This is a genomic window from Paraburkholderia humisilvae (assembly GCF_902859855.1).
Classification (GTDB): domain Bacteria; phylum Pseudomonadota; class Gammaproteobacteria; order Burkholderiales; family Burkholderiaceae; genus Paraburkholderia; species Paraburkholderia humisilvae.
On sequence record NZ_CADIKH010000052.1, the window covers coordinates 1 to 24191 of the forward strand.

The window sequence follows — 24191 nt, forward strand, 5'->3', positions numbered from 1 at the left end:
CGGCAACATGGCGCGCTGGGAGGCGATCACGCCGCTGATGCGCAATGCGCGCGTGAACTGGGAGTGTGAGCTCGAGCGGGTCGGCAAGCTGCAGTGGTGGGACCAGGTGAAAGGCAAGGTTGAAGGGTTTCCGGATAGTCCGGTTGTGCATCATATTCATCCGGTTGCGCTGGTGGGGAATTTCTCGAGAAAACCCCTTATCACCGTAGCGATGCTGAGAAAAATTTGGAGCGGTCCTTCAGTGTCCGATGACCGATTGACGGAGTTGGCGAATGAAATTAATGCCAACATGGCCGATTACCGGTTAGATACCGAGCTTCGACTTGCACACTTTTTCGCTCAGGTGCGTCAGGAGGTCGGTCCTGCATTTTGGCTTGTGGAAGTACTGAGCTACTCCCCTGCTGGTCTAAAGGAAAACTTCATGTATTTCCGGAATCGACCATCTGAAGCAGAAGCGTATGGGAAAACCCCCACTCACGAGGCCGATCAGCAGGAAATAGCCAACCGAGCTTATAACGGCATTTCAGGAGTCGCGTCGCTTGGCAATGGTTCAATCGATAGCGGTGACGGATGGCGTTACAGAGGGCGTGGGTTGAAGCAATTAACGGGTAAATACAACTATCGGGAGTTCAATTCTGCCTATTCTTCAATATGGCCCGGTGAAAACGTTGACTTCTTGCGAAATCCGGATCTGCTCGCTCAGATGAAATATGGCGTCAGATCGGCTGTTTTCTTCTGGCTGAACGCCAGACTTTATGAAATTGCTGACCAGACAACGCCTGCAAACATGGACCAACAGGTCGACGACATCACACGTGCTGTCAATAAACATACTGGCAGCTATGCAAATCGTCGTGATAATTTTCACAATATCTTAAATAATAGAATTTTTAGGGAAATCGATCAATGAAAGAAATAACTTTAACAGTGCTTCTTTCATTGATTTGTTCGATCGCTTCGGCGTGCGGTGAGTTCGCAAATAATGTCACCAGCATGGTGCAAAATAATATCAGATCATCGCTAACTCAGAAATTCAGTGCTATCAATATTAGTTTTGATACGTTGCACTCACAGTGCAAGGTGTGGAAGCAGAGGCTTGATAAATCTATCATCGTTGTTCCGTATCAATATGAAATTCCGAGCGATAGGGCTGGATCGCAATATTTTGGCTTTACAGTGGTCGTTATTGACGAAGCCCGGAAGGCAATTGTCGGTAAATCTGATGAGCGGAAACTGTTTGTTGTGAATTCGGTTACGCCCGATTTAGTTGAGATTGACACGGCAAATTACAAAATTCGCGAATCGATACTGGCTTTTGGGGTTAGGCTCACCCGTCGAAATGGTTCGAGCGCAAGTAGCTTCCGCATGGAGTCTATGAATCTCTACATATTGGAACAGAATAAACTCAAGAAAATTATAGACGGGATTTTGATGTCATCTTATTTTGTGGAGGGTGATGGCCAATGCAATGTTGATGGAGTCAATAGTGAATCTACCATTGCGATAGGTAAATCTGTGTCTAATGGATATTCAGACCTTTTGATCAACAGAAAAACAAGGTATTTTGAGTCATCCAGGGACAAGACGAATTGCAATGCGGTTAATAGAAAATCCGGGTCTGAGAAATATATGCTCGAATTTGATGGTATTGCGTACAGAATTCCAGATGTTTTGCGAGCCCCGTTGGATTGATACTGCAAATGGAAATGTGTACAGGATTCCAGGCGGCTTGCCAGTCTCGTTCGAGTAAAAAAGGAAAAAAGCATTCCATTTCAGGTTATCAGTTTTTGCCTCCGTAGAGAGTAAATTGAACCGAACGCCTCCCCCAACCAGCAGCCAGCAGATCCGCTACTTCTCGCTCTTTCCAACCTACGTCCTCTGCTGCCCGGCAGAGAACGGGAAAGTGCAGGTCGCAGGCGATGACGACGAAACCGGCGCCGCAGTGGGTTGTTACGTCTCTCCAATCCACGCACAACTCGCTTATCGGTAGGCGCTTTGACGTGACGCACGCGGGCTGGATCGACCGCAAAGCATTTCGTACCGCGGACGGAGAAGGGCTGACCGCCGACCTTCGTCTTGCGTGGCCAGTCCGTAACGGGAAGATTCTTTTACGACCCGACGGTGGACTGGCTGTGCTCGCGCGCCGTATCGTTCATCGCACAAATACTTCAACTCCGCCCGCGTACTTCGAGATCAGTCAGGAGGCGCTCGACCAGATCGATAGCCTTCACGAACGCGCCGGATTGTTCGCATGGCGCGAAGCGTATCGCAACGTGACGAAATGGAGTTCGCGGCGCGTGACCGATGTGGTGACGCGGGCGGTCGCGTCAATGAAAGTGACCGAAGGGGATATCTCGCGATGCGTCGAGGCCGCGCTCTTCGATCCGGAGTTCGAACAGTGGCACATCGTGCCCTACGCGGTCCTCATCGGCTAAACATCGACTGCCGCACACACCAACAGGGAAAATACATGAGCATTCGCTACGACATCTGCAACGGCGACACCACGACTGCCGGCGGCCTTGTCATCGCCACCTCCACTCGCGATACGCTCCAGCATCGCGCTGTCGCTTACGAAGGCGACCTTGTACGCTGCGCAAAATGCAGCAGCACAGGCAAGATCGTCTGCAACGGCGCCGGTGCGCGCGATCGAGGCCCGGATGGTCGAATGTCGGCGCTCAGTGGCGATTGGTGCGTATGCAACTGTTCGGAACCCCCGTGTCTTGGCTTCGGTACCTTGACGATAACGCGGTATCGTTGAACCAAGTCACAGAAGAAACGATTGCGGTGTACCGGTCACACCTCGCATATGCGCGTCGCCCACAGACTGGCGAGCGCTATGCAAGCGCTACCGCTAACAACCGTGTTGTTATTCCTGTCCACTTCCATGCATGGGGTCAACGACGCGGAATGATGCCTTCGCCCCTCGGACGTTTTCTTTGTGACGACGCCACAGACGCATACTCGCGCCGATGTTCGGCGAATCCCCAATACGCCCCCCGAGAAACTTCGAAGATCCCCTTGCCTCGGTCGTGCGATCGTCAAGGTCGATGCCGAGGTATCAAGCGTCGAGCGCGAAAAGGATAGATTGCTCGTAGCAGTAAGGTTTATTAACAGCGGGCGATATCCAATCACGTTGCGAACGTCGGATCAGTGGCCATCCTCGAGACGTTACGCGTTCAGTATTGGGGGATCAGGTACCGACAATAAAAATGAATGGAGTGCCACTCTTGCTGGATTGCCTCTGGCCAACAAAACGGAATTCGTCGATGGAAAAGTGACGATATCGGCTGGAAGTGCAGTTACTTTCAAGTTTCTTGTCGTGCCGGACGCGAAGGTGCCGCGCGGTACCTATCGCTTGAATGTGTTCGTTGTTACGAATGCCCGTGCCCCTGATGTGATACCCAGCCTGGGCTATGTCGACTTTCATTCCGACCGTAGCAAACCCGCTACCGTTACCTTCGACCACGACTACCCGTCAACCCCCGGCGAGCGTGAAAACTACGAGGCCCAGAAGCGCGAAGCGATGTCATCGCAGCCCGTCTATCCCGGCGAACAGTTTGCCGAAACCGGCCGCTACCGTCTCGTTCCGAATGCCGTGCAACGCAGTCGCTTTCTGCAAAGGTTTAGCGCGGGTGAGCTGGCGCTCGGCATGGCAGATCTGGCGAAATTCGTCGGCACAGCGAACATCGAGGACGAACGCGGCCAGAAGATTCGCGTTATAGACGAGGGGTATGGATGGGTCTGGGAGGCTGATTCACTACCTGATGTGTTCGCGCCAGATATCCGGTGCGATCCGGGTGAGCCCTGTCCGCGTAGCGGGTGCTGGTTTGCGCGCGTTAAATCAAACATCACGTTCTTCACCTACGATGACAGCCTTGATGAAGTCATCCAATGCAGGGCCGGTCAGATCATGCCGACCTCAAGGAAATTCCCTGCGTGTGACAGGTTGCGCTGGGAATGGATAGGTGCCTGAACCATGCCACGACGCGCGTACACCATGCAGTTCGACAAAACGACAAGCGGCGGCCTCGTGCTCGAGGGCGATCCCGACATGCAGTCGCTGGGCCGCTGCTTCAGTTACCTGTACGCGAAGGTCTCGTGTCCAGTATGCAAAACGGTCGGCATCATCACGCCCAGTGGTGAACGCCCAGACGATCGCATGCTGGACAAACAACCCGTTTTGCACTGGGACATCTGCAACTGCGAGTGTGAACCGAAACCGCGCGTGATGGCGTCGCAGGACGATCTGGTTGTCTGGACCTGAGAGCTGGCCGTGCCATGGCAGCGCCCGGACGGGAATAGATCGCGCTACCATACCCATTTTTCCGCACCCCCACGCCTACCCCTCCATGCACTTCGACTTCGTCGACCTGAGCCTGATGACCGCGCTGGCGGACACAAAGAACCTCGCGCGCGCTGCGAGCCGCTGCCATCTATCCGCGCCGGCCGCAAGCAACCGCGTGAAGAACCTTGAAGAAGGGCTCGGGTTTCGTCTGCTCTACCGCACGAGCCAGGGCATGACGCTCACGCCTGCCGGCGAGACCTTCGTGCGCCACGCGCGCCTCGTGCTCGAAGAGACCGAGCGTCTTGCCGCCGACATGCAGGACTACGGCGAAGGCATCAAAGGACACGTACGAGTCTGGGCAAACACCACCGCAATCAGCGAATTCCTTCCCGCAGTGCTAAGCCAGTTTCTACGCGAGCATCAGGATGTCAACATCGAGTTGCGCGAAGTGTTAAGCGGCGAGATCGTCAAAGGCCTCACTGAAGGCGCGACCGATATCGGCATTGTTGCGGGTAACGTCGATACGGGCCACCTGGAAACGCTGCCGTATCGCGACGATCATCTCGTGCTCGTCACGGCGCTCGATCATCCGCTCGCGCAACGCGACACCGTCGATTTCGCGGAGACGCTCGACGAAGACTATATCGGTCTGCCGACGTCTAGCGCGATTCACTCGTTCATCAACATCGCCGCCGATGCGCTCGGCCGGCGCATCAAGCTGCGCATTCAGGTCGGCAATTTCGAGGCCGCGTGCCGGATGATCGCAGCAGGCGTCGGTATCGGCATCGTGCCGGGCTCGGTCGCATTGCGGCACGCAAACACGATGAACATCAAGATCGTTAACCTGAACGACGCATGGGCAGAACGCAAGCTGAAGATCTGCGTACGCAGCGTCAAGGACTTGCCGCAGTTCTCCCGCGAACTGATCGACATGTTGACCGCCGAAGCAGACTAGCCGCGCTGCAATCCCCGACCATTAGCCGCGCCGATGCCCGCATCGTGAACCAGAAAAACGCGCTGGTGAAGCCGCGCGGCTATGTCAAGCATTCGACCGATATGTCGTGATTCTCACGCCCCTGCATCTGTCCGACGGCAAGCGCGTGGCGTTCTATGGCGTGGTCAATCGCGGCCGCAAGTATGCGCAAGAGTATTTCATCGGCGGAAAAGGGTCACTCGATACGCGTCTCGCCGGCGCTGCTGCCGAACTCCCGATGCGACCCGACGCGCGACGCCGGGGATTGACGTGCGCCCACGGAACCGGCGGCGCCGCGAAGTGCGCCAACCGGCGAGGCGCCCGATCAGCGCGGTACATCGGCCTCAATCTGCGGAATCTTTACGGACGTGCGATGTTTACCCGCGCAGGAGTGAGGTGCCGCGTGACGCCGACGCGATGCCAGGGTTTCTACTGGTTTGCGAGGGGCTGACAGGTCTCTAGCATGAACGACTTGGTCTTCTGGTCGACCAGTAGACCAAATGAAGGGTTTCGAGAGCATGGCAGCGCGCGGGTGGTTGCAGATGCAAGCGGGGCGTAAGCGACGCAACGCGTCCGCGGCACGCAGCGGCATCCTTGGCGGGCTGAAGGAGACGTGATGAGTTACCTATACGACGAGAAGCTCGATGGAGCGCTCGAGTCGCACGATCGGGACACGGTCGTGGCGGAACTGCAGAAATTGCTGCCGGACCTGCAGTTGCTGCATTCGCGCGAAGAAGTGCGTCCGTTCGAATGTGATGGACTGTCGGCGTATCGCACATCGCCGATGCTGGTCGCGCTGCCGGAACGCGTCGAGCAGGTGCAAGCAATACTGAAGTATGCGCACGCGCGCCGTATTCCGGTGGTCGCGCGCGGCGCGGGCACGGGGCTGTCCGGCGGCGCGATGCCACTGGAAAAAGGCATCCTGCTGGTGATGGCGCGCTTTAACAAAATTCTCGAAATCGACGCGGATGCCGGCTTTGCCCGTGTCCAGCCCGGTGTGCGCAATCTTGCGATCTCGCACGCGGCCGCGCCTTACGGCCTTTACTACGCGCCGGACCCTTCGTCGCAGATCGCCTGTTCGATCGGCGGCAACGTCGCGGAAAACGCGGGCGGCGTGCACTGCCTGAAGTACGGGCTCACCGTGCACAACATTCTGCGCGTCGACATCATCACGATCGACGGCGAACGTCTGACGCTGGGCTCGAACGCGCTCGACAGCCCGGGCTTCGATCTGCTCGCGTTGTTTACCGGCTCGGAGGGCATGCTCGGCGTCGTCACCGAAGTGACCGTCAAGCTGCTCACCAAGCCGCAGAGCGCGAAAGTCTTGCTGGCAAGCTTTGACGATGTCGAAAAGGCGGGCGGCGCGGTCGCGAAGATTATCGGCGCGGGCGTGATCCCAGGCGGCCTCGAGATGATGGACAACCTGTCGATCCGTGCCGCCGAAGACTTTATCAAGGCCGGTTACCCGGTGGACGCGGAAGCGATCCTGCTATGTGAGCTCGACGGCGCGGAGTCGGATGTCGACGAAGATATCGCCTGCGTCGATGCGATCCTGCGCGAGTCCGGCGCGACCGACGTGCGGCTTGCGCAAAACGAGGCGCAGCGCCAGCGCTTCTGGGCCGGCCGCAAGAACGCGTTCCCCGCGGTCGGCCGCATTTCCCCCGACTACTACTGCATGGACGGCACCATTCCGCGCCGCGAACTGCCGCGCGTGCTGAAAGGCATTGCCGATCTGTCGACCGAATACGGGTTGCGGGTCGCGAATGTGTTTCATGCGGGCGACGGCAACATGCATCCGCTGATTCTGTTCGATGCGAATGTGCCCGGCGAAATGGATCGCGCCGAAGGGCTCGGCGCGCGCATCCTCGAGCTGTGCGTCGAAGTGGGCGGCAGCATTACCGGCGAGCACGGCGTCGGCCGCGAAAAGATCAATCAGATGTGCTCGCAGTTCAATAGCGACGAGCTGACGGTGTTTCATGCGGTCAAGGCGGCATTCGACGAGTTGGGCCTGTTGAACCCCGGCAAGAACATTCCGACGCTGCATCGCTGCGCGGAATTCGGTGCGATGCACGTGCATCGCGGCGCGTTGCCTTTTCCTGAACTGGAGCGTTTCTGATGCGCCGCGATTTCGAATCCGTGGACGACAGCCTCCGGCTGATCGACCAGGTCGCCGCGGCGGCGGCGCGGCGTGTGCCGCTGCGCATTCGTGGCGGCGATAGCAAGGCATCGCTGGGCCGGCCGGTCGAAGGCGAAGCGCTCGATATGCGCAGGCATCGCGGCGTCGTGAGCTACGATCCGACCGAGCTCGTGATCACCGTGCGCGCCGGTACGCCGGTCGCGGAGCTGAATGCGGTCCTCGATGACGCCGGCCAGATGTTGCCTTGCGAGCCGCCCGAGTTCGCCGGGCAGGCGACGGTCGGCGGCGCGGTCGCGAGCGGCCTGTCGGGGCCGCGTCGTCCGTGGGTAGGCGCGGTGCGCGATTTCGTGCTCGGCTGCCGGTTGATGACGAGCGAAGGCAAGTATGTGCGGTTCGGCGGCGAAGTGATGAAGAACGTCGCCGGCTACGATCTGTCGCGCTTGATGGCCGGCAGCTTCGGCTGTCTTGGCGCGATCGCCGAGGTGTCGTTCAAGGTGCTGCCGAAACCGCGCGCGCAGTACAGCTTGCGACACGCGATGAGCGCGGCCGATGCGCTCGAGCGGATCGTCGAATGGCGTCGGGCCGGGTTGCCGGTTACTGGCGCGTGTCATCTCGGCGATGCATTGTATGTGCGGCTTGAAGGCGGCACCGCGTCGGTGCGATCGGCGGCGCAACGCATCGGCGGGACCGAGATGGATACGTCGTTCTGGACCGATCTGCGCGAGCAGCGGCTGCCGTTTTTCTCGGGGCCCGAGTGCCTGTGGCGCTTGTCGGTGCCGAACGGGGTCGGCGCGGCAGCGTTGCCCGGCGAGTCGGCGCTCGACTGGGGTGGCGCGCAGCGCTGGCTAAAGAGCAATGCGCCCGCATCGAACGTCCGGCGTGCGGCCGAATCCGCCGGCGGACACGCGACGTGCTTCACGCCCGCCGCGGGCGTCGAACCGTTTCATCCGCTGCCTGCGCCGCTGCTGCGCTTTCACCAGCAATTGAAACGGAAGCTCGATCCGCACGGCATCTTCAATCCGGGGCGGATGTACGCCGAACTGTGAGCCCAATCGAGGGACAGCATGCAGACGAACCTTTCCGATCGCGCACGCGGCTTGCCGCGTGCCGAGGAAGCCGATGAAATCCTGCGCTCATGCGTGCATTGCGGCTTCTGCAACGCGACGTGCCCGACCTACCAGCTTCTCGGCAACGAACTGGATGGGCCGCGCGGCCGTATCTATCTGATCAAACAGTTGCTCGAAGGGGAAGCGGCGACTGAGAAAACGCAACTGCATCTCGACCGCTGCCTCACATGCCGCAATTGTGAAACGACCTGCCCGTCGGGCGTGCGTTACCACTCGCTGCTCGATATCGGCCGCGCCGAACTCGAAAGCCGGATCGAACGGCCGCTGCGCGAGCGTGCGCTGCGGGCCGGTTTGCGTCATGTGATTCCGCGTCCCGGCGTGTTCAATACGCTGCTGAAGGCGGGCCGTGCCGTGCGGCCGATGTTGCCCAAGGTGCTTGGCGAAAAGATTCCGGCGGACAACGTCGCGGCGAAGCCGCGCCCGGCTCGACGTCACGCGCGCCGCATGCTGATGCTCGAAGGCTGCGTGCAGCCGTCGCTGTCGCCGAATACGAATGCCGCGACCGCGCGGGTACTCGACAAGCTCGGCATCAGCATCGAAAACGCCCCGCAGGCGGGCTGCTGCGGCGCGACCGACTACCATCTGAATGCGCAGCAGGCGGGTCTGGAGCGTGCCCGCCGCAATATCGATGCGTGGTGGCCGGCTATCGACGCGGGCGCCGAGGCGATCATCCAGACCGCGAGCGGCTGCGGCGCATTCGTCAAGGAGTACGGACATCTGCTGCGCGACGATCCGCGCTATGCGGAGAAAGCGCGGCGTGTCAGCGAGCTCACACGCGATCTGGTCGAAGTGCTGTCGGCGGAAAATCTCAATACGTTGCGCACCACCGAAGCCGAGCGGCGCGTCGCATTTCACTGTCCGTGCACGCTGCAGCATGCGCAGAAGTTGGGCGGCGCAGTGGAGGGCGTACTGCAGCGGCTTGGCTTTGAACTCACCGCGGTGCCCGATGGACATCTATGCTGCGGTTCGGCAGGCACGTACTCGTTTACGCAGCCGGAATTGTCAAAACGGTTACGCGATAACAGGCTGGATGCGCTCGAGAGCGGCAAGCCGGATCTGATCGCGACTGCGAATATCGGCTGTCAGACGCATCTGGATGGTGCGGGGAGAACCAGGGTGCGTCACTGGATCGAGATCGTCGAGGAGGCGCTGACGGATGTGTGAGCGCGCGGTATCGCGTGCGTGGGTGCGCGTGTCCGCGTATCGGCGCGTTTGCGTGCCTAACGCGACGCGTTTTCGCGAATGAACTCGAGGTGGGTGCCGAGCGCACTGCGCGCGGCGCCCGGATCGTGCTTGCGAATCGCCTCGTAGATCGTGCGATGCTGCTGCACCAGATAGAACAGATCGGCATTGCGCTTCTTGAACGTCGCGTAGGTCTCTTCGATCGACTTCTGAACGAGATTGTGGATGCCGTGCATTACGTGCACGAGCACGATATTGTGCGTCGCGTCCGCGATCCGCAAATGAAACGCCGCATCGAGCTGCGGCAACGTTACGCCGCCGTCGGCGACGTCATACGGATGATCCTTGCTGAACGCGGCTTCCAGTTCGGCGAGTGCTTCCTTGATATTCTGGATGTCGGTCTTCGTGGCGCGCACCGCCGCCAGCTCGACGGCGACGGCCTCCAGCCCTTCGCGCATTTCCAGAATATCGCCAGCGGCCTTGCGATGGCGCGCCATCAGATGCGCGAGCGGGTCCGCGATCAGCGGCGCGGTGGAATTCGCCACGACGTAACCGCCTCCCGTCTTTGCCTGGATCAGCTTGCTGCCTTCCAGACGCAGTAGCGCTTCGCGCAGCGACGGCCGCGATACGTTGAGCTTCTGCGCCAGATCGCGCTCGGACGGCAGCGATTCGCCCGCCCGCAGCGTTCCGTCGACAATCAACTGCTCGAGCTGGTCGCAGACCGCGTCGGAGAGTCGAAAGCGTGGTGGCGGAACGATCGGGGAGTAGGACATCGGCGTGGTGCTCCTTCTGGCTTCCGGTTGTTATATCGGCGGAGGGTGCGGCTGGCGGGTCGCGAGGTCAGGATATTCCAGCCGTGACCGATGCTCTGTGCGTTCGGGAACCCACTCAAGCACGGCAATAATTTTCAACGGGGAACTGTAGCCAGTAACCGGAATGCGGTCAATTGTGGCTGACAGGGGGCAGGAAGGGGCGGAAAGGGAGCGGGACGGGGACGGCTGATCGGCTGTGGCAGGCACGCGCACGCTATGACGGCGATGCGCGGCGGGTGACCGATGCGTGAGTAGCACGGGCGCGTCGCGCCCGTTTGAGAAGGAGTTGGCCGGCGGACCGGCCGGGAAGGTTAGTGAACGGTCTGCACGGAAGCCGTGGGCGTTTGTTGCGTCGGCCGGTCTGGCGCCGCCACACCGTCGCTCACATGCTGCGCGACGTCGCGCTGCGCGAGCAATTCGATTTCCTGCTCGATTCGCGCGAGCGCGGGCGTCAGCTGTTTGCGCAGAAAGTCGACCAGCGTGCGCGTTTTCGCGTCCAGATAACGGCGCGATACGTAGAGCGCATAGACGTTCATTTGCCGCACCCGCAACTGCGGCAGCACGCGCACGAGTGCGCCGCTGCGCAAATCGTCAACCGCGTTGTACGGGGCCACCACGCCGATGCCGGCACCGGAATGCAGCGCGTAACGCATTGCGTCCGGCGAGTTGCTCTGGAAAGGGGATGTTTTCACGCTGACGATCGTCGAGCTGCCGGCGCCTTCCAGATGCCACTCGTCGACCGGCATACCCGGACAGGACAAACGCAGCAGCGTATGCTGCGCGAGGTCGTCGGCGCTGGACGGCATGCCGTATCGTTCGATGTAGTCGGGCGATGCGGCCAGTACCGCATGACAGGAGCCGAGCTTCTGTGCGATATAGCCGGAGTCGGGCAATTGCGTCGAACCGATCAGCGACACGTCGTAACCGTCTTCGACGAGGTTCGGCATGCTCTGCGCGATTTCGAGGTCGACTGACACGTCGGGGTGCGCGGCCTGGTACGCGATCAGCGCTGCAGTGACCGCTCCGCGCGCGAGACCCGGCGCCGCGTGCACGCGCAGCCGCCCATGCGCATGCGACATCGCATTGCGTGCTTCAACGTTGGCATTGTCCAGTTCAGCGAGAATCAGTTTTGCACGTTCGAAGTACTTCGCGCCGGCTTCCGTGACCGACAGATGCCGCGTAGTGCGATGAAGCAGCAGCGTGTGCAGTTCATCTTCGAGCAGCGAGACCGCGCGCGACACCTGCGCGGTCGTGATGTTGCTCTCTTTCGCGACGGCCGTGAACGTACCGGCTTCCACGACCCGCACGAACGTGCGCATGCTGTGAACCATGTCAACCATGATGAACCTCATCCGTGGCGAACTATCGCCCTATGTGAACGATGCTGCCATATTTAGACAGGAGTGTCAAGAATGGGGGCGCGGCGCTTCATGATTCGGCGCGATTACCGCAATCTGGGTAAAGAGTCTCTATCCGAGTAAACCCTTAAATGTCAGGCAGGTGATGACTACACTTCGAACCAATGACGAAATGCGAAGCGCGCATGGATCGTCGAGCATTAACCTGATCTTTACGAGGTGACTCATCATGAACATCCGACATCTTCTGATTGCATCTGTTGTGGCTTCTGCGTTGGCCGCGCCGGCTGCGGCATTCGCGCAGCAAAACTCCCCCGTCACACGTGCCCAAGTAAAGGCCGAACTGGCTCAACTGCGTGCGGCAGGCTATCAAGGCGATACGGAAACGTCGTATCCGGTCCAGATTCAGGCTGCTGAAGCGCGTGTTGCCACGCACGACGCTCAAACCGCGGCGGCTAGCTCGTATGGTCCGGGCACGGCCGGTACGTCTGCGGCGGGCGGCGGTGCTACGCCGGGCCTGAAGTCCATCTACTTTGGTCAGTAATCCGATTTTTCCAGGAGTTCAATGGAGCGGACCATGACCCGGGTTGATTCCGTGCGAATTGCCGAAGATTTTTGGCGGCGGGTGTGGCAGGCGCGCGATCCGAATGCGATCGACGCGCTTGTCGCCGAAGATTTCGCGTTCACGGCCGGCGGCGTGCGGGTCGGCTCGCGCGATGCATTCAAGAGGTGGGTTGCCACCTTTCTGTCGAGCATCGACGATTTCGAGTTTCACGTGCTGGAGATATTTCGGAGCGCGTCCGGGCGCCGTGTGGTCACGCACTGGCGGATCACCGGCAAGAACAACGGCTTTATGAGCTTCGAGCCGGACGGTGTGCCGATTGACATGACCGGCACGGCAGTATTCGACATGCGCGAAGACGGTTTGCTGCAACACAACTGGGTCGAGCGCAGTGCGCTTGAAGTGGAGCGCAATATCGAGCGATTCAGACGTGCGGCCTGAATTGGCATCGAGCCTGCGGGTAACAGCGCTCAGAGCGCCGCATCGACCAGCAGCGATGCTTTCAGATGCCGTATGCGCTGATCGACAAAGTAACCACCGCCTTCAACGTAACGCAAATAACAGCGGCCGCAAACGGTGCACTCAGCGACCGTGCATCGGTTATACGGGAAATAGCGCGGCGCGATCGGCGCATCCTCGGACCAGTACCGCGTGCCGTTCGGGTGGTATTCGGCGAAGGTGGCGTCGTCTTGCGGTTGCTCGGCGAGCGTGCCGGCTTCACGCAGTTGCGCTTCGGGCATCGACAGCGGCAGCGTTTGCCATCCGTCGGTGGGCGTCGCGGTGCATGTGCACGCAACGGTAGCCGCTTGCGAGCGCGACGCGAGTTCGGACAGGGTGGCGAAGTCGAGAAGGGATGGGGTGGTCATCGGAGCGTGAGTGGCATGCGTAGCGACGGGAGCAAGCGCGCGGCGGGGTGGTTCAGGCATTTGCGCGTCGAACCATGCGCCGCCGCGAATTGCGGCAAGCTTCGCACATTCGGGCGCGGGTTGCGAGCAATGCGGCGAGTCAATGTCGCACACCACGCCCTACACCACGCCGCGCCCGATGCTTGCGTCATTGCAGGGCGCTCGATTCCGCCAGCGCCTGGCTTTCCTTCACGACCGCCCGCTCGGGCAGCAGGAAGGCGATCAACGCGGCAAGGAACGCGGCCACCGCGAGCGCGATCAGCGCCGCGCCGAAGTGCCCGGTGAAGTCCTTGATGATGCCGACGAGCCACGGTCCGAGCAGCCCGCCGAACTGGCCGATCGTGTTGATCAGTGCAATCCCGATCGCGGCCGCCGCGCCCGTCAGGAATTCGCCGGTGAGTGTCCAGAACACGGCGAGACAGCCCCAGATGCCGCCTGCGGCAATGCACAGCAGCACCAACCCCGCGAGCGGCTGCGTCACGAATGCACACGCGAGCAGCGCGAGGCCGCCAATCGCCATGCAGATCGCAATGTGCATCCGTCGTTCGCCGACGCGGTCCGAGTGACGCGCGACCAGATACATCGACACGGCCGCGCAGCAGAATGGCAGTGCGCTGACGAAGCCAACCTGCAAATCAGACAGCGAGCCCATGTTCTTGACGATCTGCGGCAACCATAGCAACACGCCGTAGAACGCGGTGAGGAAGCAGACGAACAGCAGCGACAGGCTCCACACGCGCGGCATCACGGCGATCTTGATGAACGGCAGGCTCGCCGTCTTCGTGAGCTTCGATGCTTCGGTTTCGAGCTCGGCCACGAGCCACGCGCGCTGATCGTCGCGCAGCCAGGTCGCGCTCTGCGGACGGTCAGTCAGCCAGAACAGCACGAAAATGCCTAGCACCACCGCCGGCACCGCTTCGAGCAGCAGCATCCAGCGCCAGCCGGAGAAGCCGTGCACGCCGTCGAGCGCGTGCATCAGGATGCCCGACAGCGGCGAGCCGATCGCGGACGCAACCGCGGTGGCCATGATCACGCCCGCATTGGCGCGCGACCGGTAGCGCACCGGAAACCAGAAGGCGAGATAGGCCACCACCCCCGGGATAAAACCCGCTTCGGCGACGCCGAGCAGAAAACGCAGCACGTAAAACGAAGTCTGCGAATGCACGAACGCGAGCCCGGCGGACACGAGTCCCCATGTGACCATGATGCGCGAAATCCACATCCGTGCGCCGAAGCGGTGCAGCATGATATTGCTCGGCACTTCAAAAAGCGCGTACCCGATAAAGAAGATGCCGGCGCCGAGGCCGAACACCGATGCGCTGAAGCCGAGTTCATGGTTCATGCGCAGCGCGGCGAAGCCGACGTTCACGCGGTCCATGTAGTTGATGATGAGCAGCATGAACAGCAACGGCACAAGGCGCCGATAGATGCGGCTGATCGTGGATGCTTCGAGGGTGGGGTCCAAAATTGTCTCCTTTGCTGGCGCAGCCTTGCTGAGGCCGCGCGATCTTGAGTTTGTAGCGCAATCTGGGTGCGCGTGCCGCGAGCGTCGCGCGGGCCGCGCCGGACGAGGGCGCGGCCTGTGGCGTGCGCCTGCTCAGCCCGCCGCCGGGGCGACGGCGAGCGCTTGCGGATTGAGCACGTTGATCGGCGCGCCCGCGCGCCAGGCGAGCAGCTGATCGATTGCAATGCCGAAATAGTGCTCGTACGTGTCCTTCTCGACGTAACCGATATGCGGCGTCGCGAGCACATTGTCGAGCGCGAGCAGCGGATGATCGGCCGCATAGATCGGCTCATGTTCGTAGACGTCGACCGCGGCAAAGCCGGGCCGGCCCGCTTTGAGCGCGGTTTCGAGCGCACCCGGTGCGATCACTTCGCTGCGGCTCGTGTTGACGAAGAGCGCGGTGGGTTTCATCGCCGACAGATCCCGCAGCGTGATCGCGCCGCGCGTGGCCGGCAGCAGCCGCAGATGGCAGCACACGACATCGGCCTGCGCGAAAAACGTCTGCCGGTCGCTTTCGCTGCCGATGCCGTCAGCGAGCGCGGCTGCGCGCGATGTTTCGTGATCGTCGAGTGCGACGACGCGCATACCGAACGCGCGCCCGTAGCCGCCGACCACGCTGCCGATCTTGCCGTATCCGGCAATGCCGAGTGTACGGCCCTTGAGTCCAATGCCGAGATGTCCTTGCCATAGGCCCGCCTTCAGCCGGTTCGCTTCGACATGCACCTTGCGCATCGCCGCCATCACAAGCGCCCAGGTCAACTCGGCGGCGGCCGTCGTGGCCGAGCCTTCCGCGGATACCGGAATGCCGCGTGCGGTGCACGCGGCGAGGTCGACGTGATTCGCCGCGCGGCCGGTCTGACTAATGAACCTCAGCTTCGGCAGACGCGCGAGCAGTTCCGCCGTGACCGGCGTGCGCTCGCGAATCAGCAGCAGCGCGTCGGCATCGGCAAAGCGCGCGGCCTGCGCGTCGACGGATTGCAGCGTGTCGTGGTGAATCTCGACGTCGAATTGCGCGGCGAGCTTTGCGTAGCAATCGAGCGTGCGCACGCAGTCCTGGTAGTCGTCGGAAATGATCAACTTCATTGCGTCGGTCTCCTTGTGCGCATTCAGATCTTCGACCACGGCGCGGACATCACCAGCTGGTTTTCCTGACGCTGGATATAACCTTGCGCGGTCATCTTCTTGTATTCGGCCCAGTCCGGGTCCGCTTCCATCGCGGCGCGGCGCCGCAGACGGTCTTCGAAACTCTCGTAACCCCACAGGTGCACGACCTGGTTCAACGTGCCCACTTCGGAGATGAAATAGCCGAGCGGGTCGCCCACGTGCCGGCGCTGTACCGGCAAGCCGTACTTTTCGTACAACGCCAGATAGGCCTTCAACTGGCCAGGTACGATCGTGTAGCGGCGCAAATCCACCAACATCCGTGTCTCCTTTTGATGATTCATGCGGTGAGTCTAGAGGTGCCGGATGGAGTAATACAATCGATTAAATTCGCATGATTCACGAGCAAAATCGATGAATGACAAGTCCTTCAATTCAGCTTCCAAACGCCTTTCGATCCGGCATATCCGCGCGTTTGTCGCGGTCGCGCAGCATCGGAGCCTGACGCGCGCGGCCGAGACGCTGTTCGTCACGCAATCGGCGCTCAGCCTGACGATCCAGCATCTCGAAGACGATCTCGGCGTGATGCTGTTCGATCGCTCGACGCGGCGGCTCGATCTGACGCAGGCCGGCCACGAGTTTTTGCCGTCGGCTGAAAGGCTGTTGCAGGATTTCGATTCGTCGATCCGCACGATGCGCGCACTGGGCAAACGCGAGCGCGGCAAAGTGGGCGTGGCGGCGGTGCCGTCGGTGATGGCGCTGCTATTGCCGCAAGCGGTGGCGGCCTATATCGATGCCTATCCGAACATCGACATCTATTTGCGCGAAGACAATTCGGAAACGGTGCAGCAGCGCATTATCAGCGGCGATGTCGATTTCGGCATTTGCAGCCCGTGGGAGCATGATCCGGAACTCGTATTCGAACCACTCTTCGAAGACAGCTTCGGTGTCGTGTTTGCGCCGCACCACGCGCTTGCCGCAAGCGCCGGCGAGCTATCGTGGCAGGACGTCGCCGGCTATCGGATCATCGGCTTCAGTCCCGACCTCGGGATGCAGCATCAGTTGAGCCGCACGCCGGGCTTGAGTGTTGAAGTGCGCGAGCCGCGCTATCGTGTGTCGAATACGTCGACGATTGAAACGCTGGTTGCGCGCGGTGTCGGCGTGTCGATCATGTCCGCGCTGGCTGCGCAGCGCGCGCCGCTGGATACGCTGAAATTGCGCTTGCTGTCGCAGCCGGTGCTTACGCGGACGGTCGGTGTGCTGCGCCGCCAGGGCAAGTCGCTGTCGCCGGCCGCGGCGACGATGCTGCACTATGTGCGCGCCGCGGCGCCGCAGCTTGCGCGTTTTCCGGGGGTACGGGTCGAGCCGTCGCTCGCTGACGAAACCTTGCGCGTGTGAATCGGACAACGAACCGGCACGATGCCTGTGATACGACCGATCGTTAGCAATCGGCCTTCGGTGGTTTCCTGCGGGTTGCCTGCCGGTATTCCGCCCGTTTCGCCTTTCTGCGGCGCCTGATCAGCGTAGAGGCTGGCTTTGCCTGACTTGCGTTCACTTCAGTCGATGACCCGGCTGGCGCCGAGGCCCATCCCGACGCAGGAGTAGTCTTCGCTGTGTTCCTCCCACGTTCGCCGCGCTTCGCGCGCCTTGCGTGCGCGGCGCGCCGCGAGTGCTTTTTCAACGGACCGTTGAGCCATTCGCGTGTCGATCCGGTCGACGATGATCGCAAGCAGGGTCGAGATGACGCCGACCATGATTCCCAGTCCAATGAACAGTGAAAGAGAAGGGGTAAAGCTCATTTTCGACTCCTGAATGCAAACTTGGTTGGTCTGATTCGTCCGTTCGGCGTGGTGCGGCGAACTCGAATGCTGACAAGCGTAATGCCGCTCAATGAGGGCAAAGTTAGGGCACGCGATTCCCTATGCAGGAACCCGAAAGGTGCGATGTCGCTAAAGCTGGCGCAATTTGCACAGAGTGCGTTTGTCCGACTGATCACAATGAGGTGCCCGTTGAGAAATCGCACGGGTCATTTCATTTAGGGTCTGTTTACATCTGGAACGTACATGCGAATGCCCGAAATCGGCCGCGGGGCAGGGAGTAAGGAGCGCCGTTTGGCCGAGCCAAATTAGCGACGCGCGACGCCGCCATGCGGCCGATTTCGGGCATTCCCCTCGAAGGAAGAACAGAGTTGGGGTTGCCCCGGGAAGGGCCGCTCGCGGCGTCATGCTCCTTGCGAATACGTCGAGTATTCGCTGCGTCGCAGTCCTTGCGAGCGACCCTTCCCGGGGCAACGCATGCACGTTCCAGATGCAAACAGACCCTACCACCACGGAGAAGAGGGAATGTCCAAACTGGAACAATTCGACACGCTGATCCTCGGCAGCGGTCAGGGTGGCAAGCTGCTCGCGTGGCATCTTGGACGCTCAGGGCAGAAGGTGGCGGTGGTCGAGCGCCAATGGGTCGGCGGTTCGTGCCCCGCGGTTGCGTGCCTGCCGAGCAAGAACGAAATCTGGAGTGCGCGGGTCGCGCACCTCGCGCACCATGCAGCGGACTTCGGCACGATAACGGGTGCTGTGAAAACCGATCTCGCGAAGGTGCGGCAGCGCAAGCAGGATATGGTCGAGCGCGAGATCGCCGCGCATCTGCACTTGTATCGGTCGACCGGTGGTGAACTGATCATGGGCACCGGCCAGTTCATCGCGCCGAAGACGATCGAAGTCGCGCTCAACGACGGCGGCACGCGCACGCTGACCGGCGGCCAGGTCGTCGTCAACCTCGGCTCGCATGCAGCGATACCGGACATTGCCGGACTCAAGGACGCGCAGCCGCTCACGCATATCGAAGCGCTGGAGCTCGACGCACTGCCTGAGCACCTGATCGTGCTCGGCGGCGGCTATATCGGCATTGAAATGGCACAGGCGTTGCGGCGTTTCGGCAGCCGCGTGACGATCATCGATCACAACCCGCACCTGATGCATCGCGAAGACCCGGACATTGCCGACGAAGTGCAAAACATGTTGCGTGGCGAAGGAATCGAACTGCTGCTCGGCGCACAAACCACGAAAGTCGCCGGTCAATCCGGTAAGGACGTGCGCGTAACGGTCCGCGTGGCAGGCACTGAAAAGACCGTCGAAGGCAGTCATCTGCTGGTCGCGACCGGCCGCATTCCGAATACCGCCGGCATCGGCCTCGACAAGGCGGGTATCGAACTGGACGAGCGCGGCTATGTACGCGTGAACGACCGGCTGCAGACGAGCGCGCCTGATGTATGGGCGATCGGCGAATGCGCGGGCAGCCCGCAGTTCACGCACGTGTCGGTCGACGACTTCCGGATCGTGCGCGACAACATGGCGGGCGGCAAGCGCAGTACGCAGGACCGGCTGGTGCCGTACTGCATGTTCACCGATCCGCCGCTTGCGCATGTCGGTCTCAACGAAAGCGAGGCGAAGCGTCGCCAGATTCCGGTGCGGGTCGCGAAGCTGCCGATGAAGAACGTGTTGCGCGGCGAAGCGACCGACGAGACGCTCGGCTTCATGAAAGTGCTGGTCGGCGCCCACGACGATCGGATTGTCGGCTTCACGATGCTCGGCGCGGAGTCCGGCGAAGTGATGGTGGCCATGCAGACTGCGATGCTCGCGGACCTGCCGTATCCGAAGCTGCGCGATGCGGTGATCGCGCACCTGACCTATGCGGAGGGTCTTGGGCCACTGCTCGGCAACGTGCCGGCGCGCGCAAGCTGAGCCGGGTGCGGCCGGGACCGCGCGGCCGGCCGTGTTGCGCGGCTTGCGTTTCATCAGCGCTTCATCGAGCGCCTGCAAAGTCCGCATGAATGAGCGACGCAAACCCGGGCCGGGCCCACGTCAAACCTGGGCCGGACCCGATTCGTTACAATAGCGCCGCCCATTCACGAGGAGAACCTGATGAAATTCGCATTGTGCGCGCTGACCGCCGCCGTTTTCGCATCCGCTGCCGGCAGCGCGTGCGCCGCTCAAGGCTCGACCGAGAAGCTGCCGTCGGGCGTGATCGTCGAGCATGTGTCGCCCGGCACGGGGCCGCAGCCGAGCGCCACCGACGTCGTGCGCGTCAACTACCGCGGCACGCTTGCCAATGGCACCGAGTTCGACAGCTCGGCCAAACATGGCGGCCCGGCGGAGTTCCCGCTCAACCGTGTGATTCCGTGCTGGACGCAAGGCGTCGCGACGATGAAAGTCGGTGAGAAAGCAAAACTCACGTGTCCCGCCGCGACCGCCTATGGTTCGCGCGGGATCGGCATCATTCCGCCGAACAGCGATCTGACCTTCGAAGTCGAACTGCTCGCGATCGTCAAGTAAGACCGCGTTTGCGGTTTCCTTTTCGTTTTCCGTAGTCCGATCCGCCTGTCGCATCGGCGCCGTGCAACGCGCCGCCGATGCGGCGTTTCTGATGCGCGGCCGCCGTGTGTTGTGTGCTGCGCAACACGGCGTGTGACGGGGCAACCAGCGAAAAAGGCGTGTCGCGTGTTACTGTGAGCAGTCGTGCGCCGGCGCGGCAGCTTGCCGCGAAATCACCGGTGGGCAACGGCCGGCGCCTTCGTTTGACTTCACATGGAGGCGCCTTGGACCATCCTCTGATCATCGGTTACGCGATCATCGTTGTCGATCTCGCCGCATGGCGTTTTCAACTGCCAGGACAGGAAGTGCCACGGCTTCTTGTCCGCCTCGCGCTATTCGCGGTGCTCAGCTTCGTGCTGTTTGCTTCCGGCCTGAGTCCGTTCTCGCAGGCGCCCAGCTATGGGTCGATGCCACAGCACGTGGCCGGACAGGTACTTGAGATCATCTGGTGGCTGACCGGCGCGCGGCTGCTCGGTCAGGCGCTCGATACGCTGCTGCTGCCGCACGCGTGGCGCCGCCAGCGGCTGTTTCAGGATGTCTTCGGCGCGCTGGTGTTTCTCGCCGCGATCGTCGCGTCGCTCGGCTTCGTGCTCGAACTGCCGATTCGCGGGCTCGTCGCGACGTCCGGCGCGCTCGCCATCGTGCTCGGTCTGGCGATTCAAAGCACGCTTAGCGATGTGTTCGCCGGCATCGTGCTCAATACGACCGAGCCGTATCATATCGGCGACTGGGTATTGATCGACGACGTCGACGGACGGGTCGTCGAAATGAACTGGCGTGCGACGCATCTACTGACCTCGCAAGGCAATGTCGTGATCGTGCCGAACGCGGTGGCTGCGAAAACGAAGATCACCAATTACAATCGGCCCGGCGCGCTGCATGGCGTGAAGGTCAGCCTCGAGATCTCTCCGCAGGAGCGCCCAGCAAACGTGATCGGCGCGCTCGAGCGCGCGGTCGCGAGCGTCACGTCGCTGATGTCGGACCCGGCGCCGTATGTGACCGCGAAGCACAGCACGGTCAATTCAGTGCTGTACGAAGTGACCGGCTATATCGACGACATGGGCAAGAAAACCGCGGTGACGAACGAATTGTTTGATCTTTGCTATCGGCACCTCGCGTCGGCGGGCGTCGAATTGCGGGCGCTCGGCGTGCCGGCCGCGCCGCCGATGATCGACGATCCGCGCGAAGCGTTGCTGCGGCGCGTCGACCTGTTCTCGACATTGAGTCGCGACGAAATGCAAAACCTTGCGCCGCTGCTGCAACGCAAGGAATACGAGGCAGGCGACGTGCTGCTGACGAAGGAGGTGGTGGCGGAGTGTCTGACGATCGTCGAGTCCGGCATTCTGAGCGTGACGATGGACGATCCCGCCGTCGGCAGCATCGAAGTCTCCCGGCTCGGCCCCGGCGACACGATGGGCGAACAGGGGTTGATCGCGGGCATGCCGTTGCGGGTGAAGGTCACGGCGTTGAGCCCCGTGATCGTCTACCGGTTGAAGAAGGACGACCTGACGCCGCTGCTTAAGCGCAACCCCGATGTCGCGAAGCAGATGTGCGAGTTGCTCGCGAAGCGGAGCGACAAGTTAAGCCGCATTTCGTCATCCGAGGCGCCGGCCGCGCATACCGAGCAGGGGCTGTTTCAGTGGCTGCTCGACGGGATGCGCAAGTTGCACGATCTGACCTTCTGAGCGCACGCCCGCGTACGCGTCACAGATCGAGCACGAGCGGCGCGGCGCCGGCGGCTTCGGGGCTGGCGGGCACCGCGCAGCAGAGCAGCGCTTCGTGCTCCGCGACCGGATACTCCGGCGGGTTCGAATATGCAACCGCGCCGTCTACAATGCGGGTGCGGCAGCTTCCGCAACTGCCGCCCCGGCAGCTGAATTCCGGTGCTAACCCTTGCGCTTCGGCGAACTCCAGCAGCGTGCCGCGCGCCGGCTCCCAGCGCGCTTCTTTGCCCGATTTCGCGAACACGACCGGCGTGGACGCGGTCGCCGGAGTATGCGGCACGGCAGCCGCCGACGCGATGCCCGCGGCCTTCGCATCGCGCGTGCGCGTGACACCGGATGGCCCGAACGCTTCCGCATGAATCCGCGCGTCATCGATATTCAGCTTGCGCAAGCCGTCATAGAGCGACTGCATGAAACCGGCCGGGCCGCACAGATAGAAATCGTAGTCGTCGAGCGGCAGGGTTTCCCGCAGCAGCGCGATATCGATCCGCCCCGCGTGGTCGAAGTCCTTGCCTTTGAGCGCGCGTTGCGGATCGGATAGCGTGCGCACCACTTCCACCACGCCACCGGACACGCTCGCGAGATAGTCGATCTCGTCGTTGAACGCGCGCTCGCGCAGCGTGCGCGCGGACTGGAACAGCCAGGTCGGACGCATGTGGCGTGTGCGTAGCCCTTCATAGACGATATGCCGGAGCATCGCGATCATCGGCGTAATGCCGACGCCCGCCGCGAGCAGCACCGCCGGCCGCTGTTCGTGCGCATCGAGTGTGAAGCGGCCGGCGGGCGCGCGTGCTTCGAGCATGCTGCCCACGCGCAGCGTATCGTGCAGATGCCGCGACACGCGTCCGTCGCGCTTCACGCTGATCCGGTAGGCGCCGTCCGCAGGGCCCGACGAGATCGTGTACGTCCTGCGCCGCGTCGCCGCGGATGCGGGTGTCGTTGTTGCGCCCGTTGCGGTCGTATCCGGCAACACGACACGAATCGGCAAATGCTGTCCCGCCGCATGCGGAAGCACGCCGGCGCCATCGAGCGGCTCCAGATGAAACGATCGGATCGTCGCACTTTCGTCGACGATCTGCGTGACCCTGAACGGCCGCCAGGTGTCGGCGAGTGCCGCTGCTTTGCGGCGGTTTTCCGCTTCGGCCCAGTTGCCGGTCATCAGCGAATTCAGCGACCAGCCGTTTTCGTGAAATACCCAGCGCAGCGGCAGCGCGCCCGCGCGGTACACGACGCGCCGTGGCTTCACCCGCCACAGCCGCTCGGCGCCCTGAAATGCGGCGACTTCCGGCGAATCGAGGTCGACCGTTGCGTCGCCGCTGATCTGCAACAGGTCGCCGCTTGCGAAGTCGACGAACACGAGGCCCGCGCGGCCATTCACGAGAATATTGCCGAGTGTCGCGAAGAACGAGTTGCCGGCAAAGTCCGGGATCGTCAGCACACCGTCCGCGCCGACGCGCACAAAGCCGGTATTGCCGCCACGATGCGACACGTCGACCTCGCGACGAGACCCCGTACGGTCCGCGTACGATGCGACGAAGAACGTATCCGCGCTGGCGATCATTTCACGCGCGCGTTCCGATAGCTCGCCGCTGATAACGGGCTCGGCGTGCGCAGCGAGCGCGGGGTCGCGCGTGAACGCGAAATTGCGCATCTGGATGTACTGCGGGCAATTGCCGAAGCTTTGCGCGACATCGACCGCGAACCCCGTCGCGCCGCTGTCGCTGACGATGCCGTTCATCCGGTTGCGCCGGCGCGTATGCAGTTCGATGCCGAGCAGGCCGACCGCGGCGCCGTCATGGATGCCGGCTGCCGCGGGGTCGCGCGGTGCAGGCCGTGCGTCGATGCGCAGCTTGTGCGCGGTCGGCGCCTGCATGAAACCCGGCTTGCCGGCGACCAGCGTCGCCCATACGTCACCGTCGCGATCCACTGAACCGACCGCGACGAACGGCAGCTGCGCGAAAAACGCACGATGCTGATCGGGCATATGGTCGCGCACCACGCGTCGCCCGAGGTCCTTCATCCGCTCGGCGACGCCAGCCTGCCGCTGCAGCGCAACCTCGCCCGCGTGCCACGGCGAGTCGGCTTCATCGAACCATGCGGGTGAGGTCATGTCCATCATTGCGCTCCTTCAGAATCTGCGACGCATCG

The 24191-nt window shown here is 61.9% G+C and carries 24 protein-coding genes; 16 read left to right on the forward strand and 8 right to left on the reverse strand.

The genetic code is table 11. The features are described 5' to 3' along the window. The 10 genes from HV796_RS32630 to glcF form a co-directional block, all read left to right on the forward strand. On the forward strand, positions 1–910 hold a 910-nt coding region (locus tag HV796_RS32630; protein WP_425497105.1), incomplete at its 5' end, for a glycoside hydrolase family 19 protein. Further along, the gene (locus HV796_RS32635; protein ID WP_175232027.1) at positions 907–1692 is read left to right on the forward strand and encodes a PA3715 family protein; all 786 of its coding nucleotides are present in this window, start codon (positions 907–909) and stop codon (positions 1690–1692) included. The genes HV796_RS32630 and HV796_RS32635, both read left to right, overlap by 4 nt. Positions 1693–1919: 227 nt before the next feature. Further along, positions 1920–2435 (forward strand): hypothetical protein, encoded by a 516-nt coding sequence (locus tag HV796_RS32640; protein ID WP_175232028.1) that lies wholly within the window; start codon positions 1920–1922, stop codon positions 2433–2435. A 35-nt stretch (positions 2436–2470) separates the two neighbouring features. After that, entirely contained in the window at positions 2471–2761 is a 291-nt protein-coding gene (locus HV796_RS32645) for a PAAR domain-containing protein (protein ID WP_175232029.1), read from the forward strand. A gap of 180 nt (positions 2762–2941) precedes the next feature. Next, complete coding sequence (locus HV796_RS32650) at positions 2942–3976, forward strand: hypothetical protein (protein WP_175232030.1); 1035 nt, start codon at positions 2942–2944, stop codon at positions 3974–3976. Between the two features lie 24 nt (positions 3977–4000). Then, entirely contained in the window at positions 4001–4267 is a 267-nt protein-coding gene (locus HV796_RS32655; RefSeq protein WP_175232031.1) for a PAAR domain-containing protein, read from the forward strand. A gap of 85 nt (positions 4268–4352) precedes the next feature. Further along, positions 4353–5243 carry a LysR family transcriptional regulator gene (locus HV796_RS32660; RefSeq protein ID WP_175232032.1) on the forward strand — a complete coding sequence of 297 codons (891 nt, stop codon included), beginning with the start codon at positions 4353–4355 and terminating at the stop codon, positions 5241–5243. A 634-nt stretch (positions 5244–5877) separates the two neighbouring features. Continuing rightward, positions 5878–7377 carry a glycolate oxidase subunit GlcD gene (gene glcD, locus HV796_RS32665; RefSeq protein ID WP_175232033.1) on the forward strand — a complete coding sequence of 500 codons (1500 nt, stop codon included), beginning with the start codon at positions 5878–5880 and terminating at the stop codon, positions 7375–7377. Continuing rightward, positions 7377–8444, forward strand: coding sequence for a glycolate oxidase subunit GlcE (gene glcE, locus HV796_RS32670; protein ID WP_175232034.1), 1068 nt, complete (start codon positions 7377–7379; stop codon positions 8442–8444). The genes glcD and glcE overlap by 1 nt, the downstream gene beginning before the upstream one ends. A gap of 18 nt (positions 8445–8462) precedes the next feature. Further along, a complete protein-coding gene (gene glcF / locus HV796_RS32675) occupies positions 8463–9689 on the forward strand; it encodes a glycolate oxidase subunit GlcF (RefSeq protein ID WP_175232035.1) in 1227 nt (408 codons plus the stop codon). Between the two features lie 56 nt (positions 9690–9745). On the opposite strand, the gene HV796_RS32680 is transcribed toward glcF, so the two are convergent. Further along, positions 9746–10480 carry a FadR/GntR family transcriptional regulator gene (locus tag HV796_RS32680; protein WP_175232036.1) on the reverse strand — a complete coding sequence of 245 codons (735 nt, stop codon included), beginning with the start codon at positions 10478–10480 and terminating at the stop codon, positions 9746–9748. A 350-nt stretch (positions 10481–10830) separates the two neighbouring features. Then, positions 10831–11859 (reverse strand): LysR family transcriptional regulator, encoded by a 1029-nt coding sequence (locus HV796_RS32685; protein ID WP_246356155.1) that lies wholly within the window; start codon positions 11857–11859, stop codon positions 10831–10833. A gap of 247 nt (positions 11860–12106) precedes the next feature. Here HV796_RS32685 and HV796_RS32690 point away from each other — a divergent pair, with 247 nt between their 5' ends. Continuing rightward, positions 12107–12421 carry a DUF4148 domain-containing protein gene (locus HV796_RS32690; protein ID WP_377691943.1) on the forward strand — a complete coding sequence of 105 codons (315 nt, stop codon included), beginning with the start codon at positions 12107–12109 and terminating at the stop codon, positions 12419–12421. 33 nt (positions 12422–12454) lie between these two features. After that, positions 12455–12880, forward strand: a complete 426-nt coding sequence (locus HV796_RS32695) for an ester cyclase (protein WP_175232037.1) — start codon at positions 12455–12457, stop codon at positions 12878–12880. A 29-nt stretch (positions 12881–12909) separates the two neighbouring features. On the opposite strand, the gene HV796_RS32700 is transcribed toward HV796_RS32695, so the two are convergent. The 4 genes from HV796_RS32700 to HV796_RS32715 all read right to left on the reverse strand — a co-directional run bounded on the left by HV796_RS32700 (position 12910) and on the right by HV796_RS32715 (position 16269). Next, a complete protein-coding gene (locus HV796_RS32700) occupies positions 12910–13305 on the reverse strand; it encodes a hypothetical protein (RefSeq protein WP_175232038.1) in 396 nt (131 codons plus the stop codon). Positions 13306–13492: 187 nt separating this feature from the next. Continuing rightward, positions 13493–14809: an MFS transporter gene (locus HV796_RS32705; RefSeq protein ID WP_175232039.1), complete on the reverse strand. Its 1317-nt coding sequence runs from the start codon at positions 14807–14809 to the stop codon at positions 13493–13495. Positions 14810–14941: 132 nt separating this feature from the next. Next, positions 14942–15931 (reverse strand): D-2-hydroxyacid dehydrogenase family protein, encoded by a 990-nt coding sequence (locus HV796_RS32710; RefSeq protein WP_175232040.1) that lies wholly within the window; start codon positions 15929–15931, stop codon positions 14942–14944. A 23-nt stretch (positions 15932–15954) separates the two neighbouring features. Then, complete coding sequence (locus HV796_RS32715; RefSeq protein WP_175232041.1) at positions 15955–16269, reverse strand: NIPSNAP family protein; 315 nt, start codon at positions 16267–16269, stop codon at positions 15955–15957. Positions 16270–16363: 94 nt separating this feature from the next. On the opposite strand from HV796_RS32715, the gene HV796_RS32720 reads away from it, so the two are divergent. Beyond that, positions 16364–17347, forward strand: coding sequence for a LysR family transcriptional regulator (locus tag HV796_RS32720; protein ID WP_175232042.1), 984 nt, complete (start codon positions 16364–16366; stop codon positions 17345–17347). Between the two features lie 158 nt (positions 17348–17505). Here HV796_RS32720 and HV796_RS32725 read toward each other — a convergent pair whose 3' ends face one another. Next, positions 17506–17748, reverse strand: a complete 243-nt coding sequence (locus tag HV796_RS32725; protein WP_175232043.1) for a hypothetical protein — start codon at positions 17746–17748, stop codon at positions 17506–17508. A 543-nt stretch (positions 17749–18291) separates the two neighbouring features. On the opposite strand from HV796_RS32725, the gene HV796_RS32730 reads away from it, so the two are divergent. From HV796_RS32730 to HV796_RS32740, 3 genes are all read left to right on the forward strand, one after another. Then, positions 18292–19689, forward strand: coding sequence for an FAD-dependent oxidoreductase (locus tag HV796_RS32730; protein ID WP_175232044.1), 1398 nt, complete (start codon positions 18292–18294; stop codon positions 19687–19689). Positions 19690–19869: 180 nt separating this feature from the next. After that, the gene (locus HV796_RS32735) at positions 19870–20280 is read left to right on the forward strand and encodes an FKBP-type peptidyl-prolyl cis-trans isomerase (protein WP_175232045.1); all 411 of its coding nucleotides are present in this window, start codon (positions 19870–19872) and stop codon (positions 20278–20280) included. A 263-nt stretch (positions 20281–20543) separates the two neighbouring features. Continuing rightward, entirely contained in the window at positions 20544–22004 is a 1461-nt protein-coding gene (locus HV796_RS32740) for a mechanosensitive ion channel domain-containing protein (RefSeq protein ID WP_175232046.1), read from the forward strand. Between the two features lie 19 nt (positions 22005–22023). Here HV796_RS32740 and HV796_RS32745 read toward each other — a convergent pair whose 3' ends face one another. Continuing rightward, positions 22024–24162: a 2Fe-2S iron-sulfur cluster-binding protein gene (locus HV796_RS32745; protein WP_377756680.1), complete on the reverse strand. Its 2139-nt coding sequence runs from the start codon at positions 24160–24162 to the stop codon at positions 22024–22026. Positions 24163–24191 lie beyond the last annotated feature (29 nt).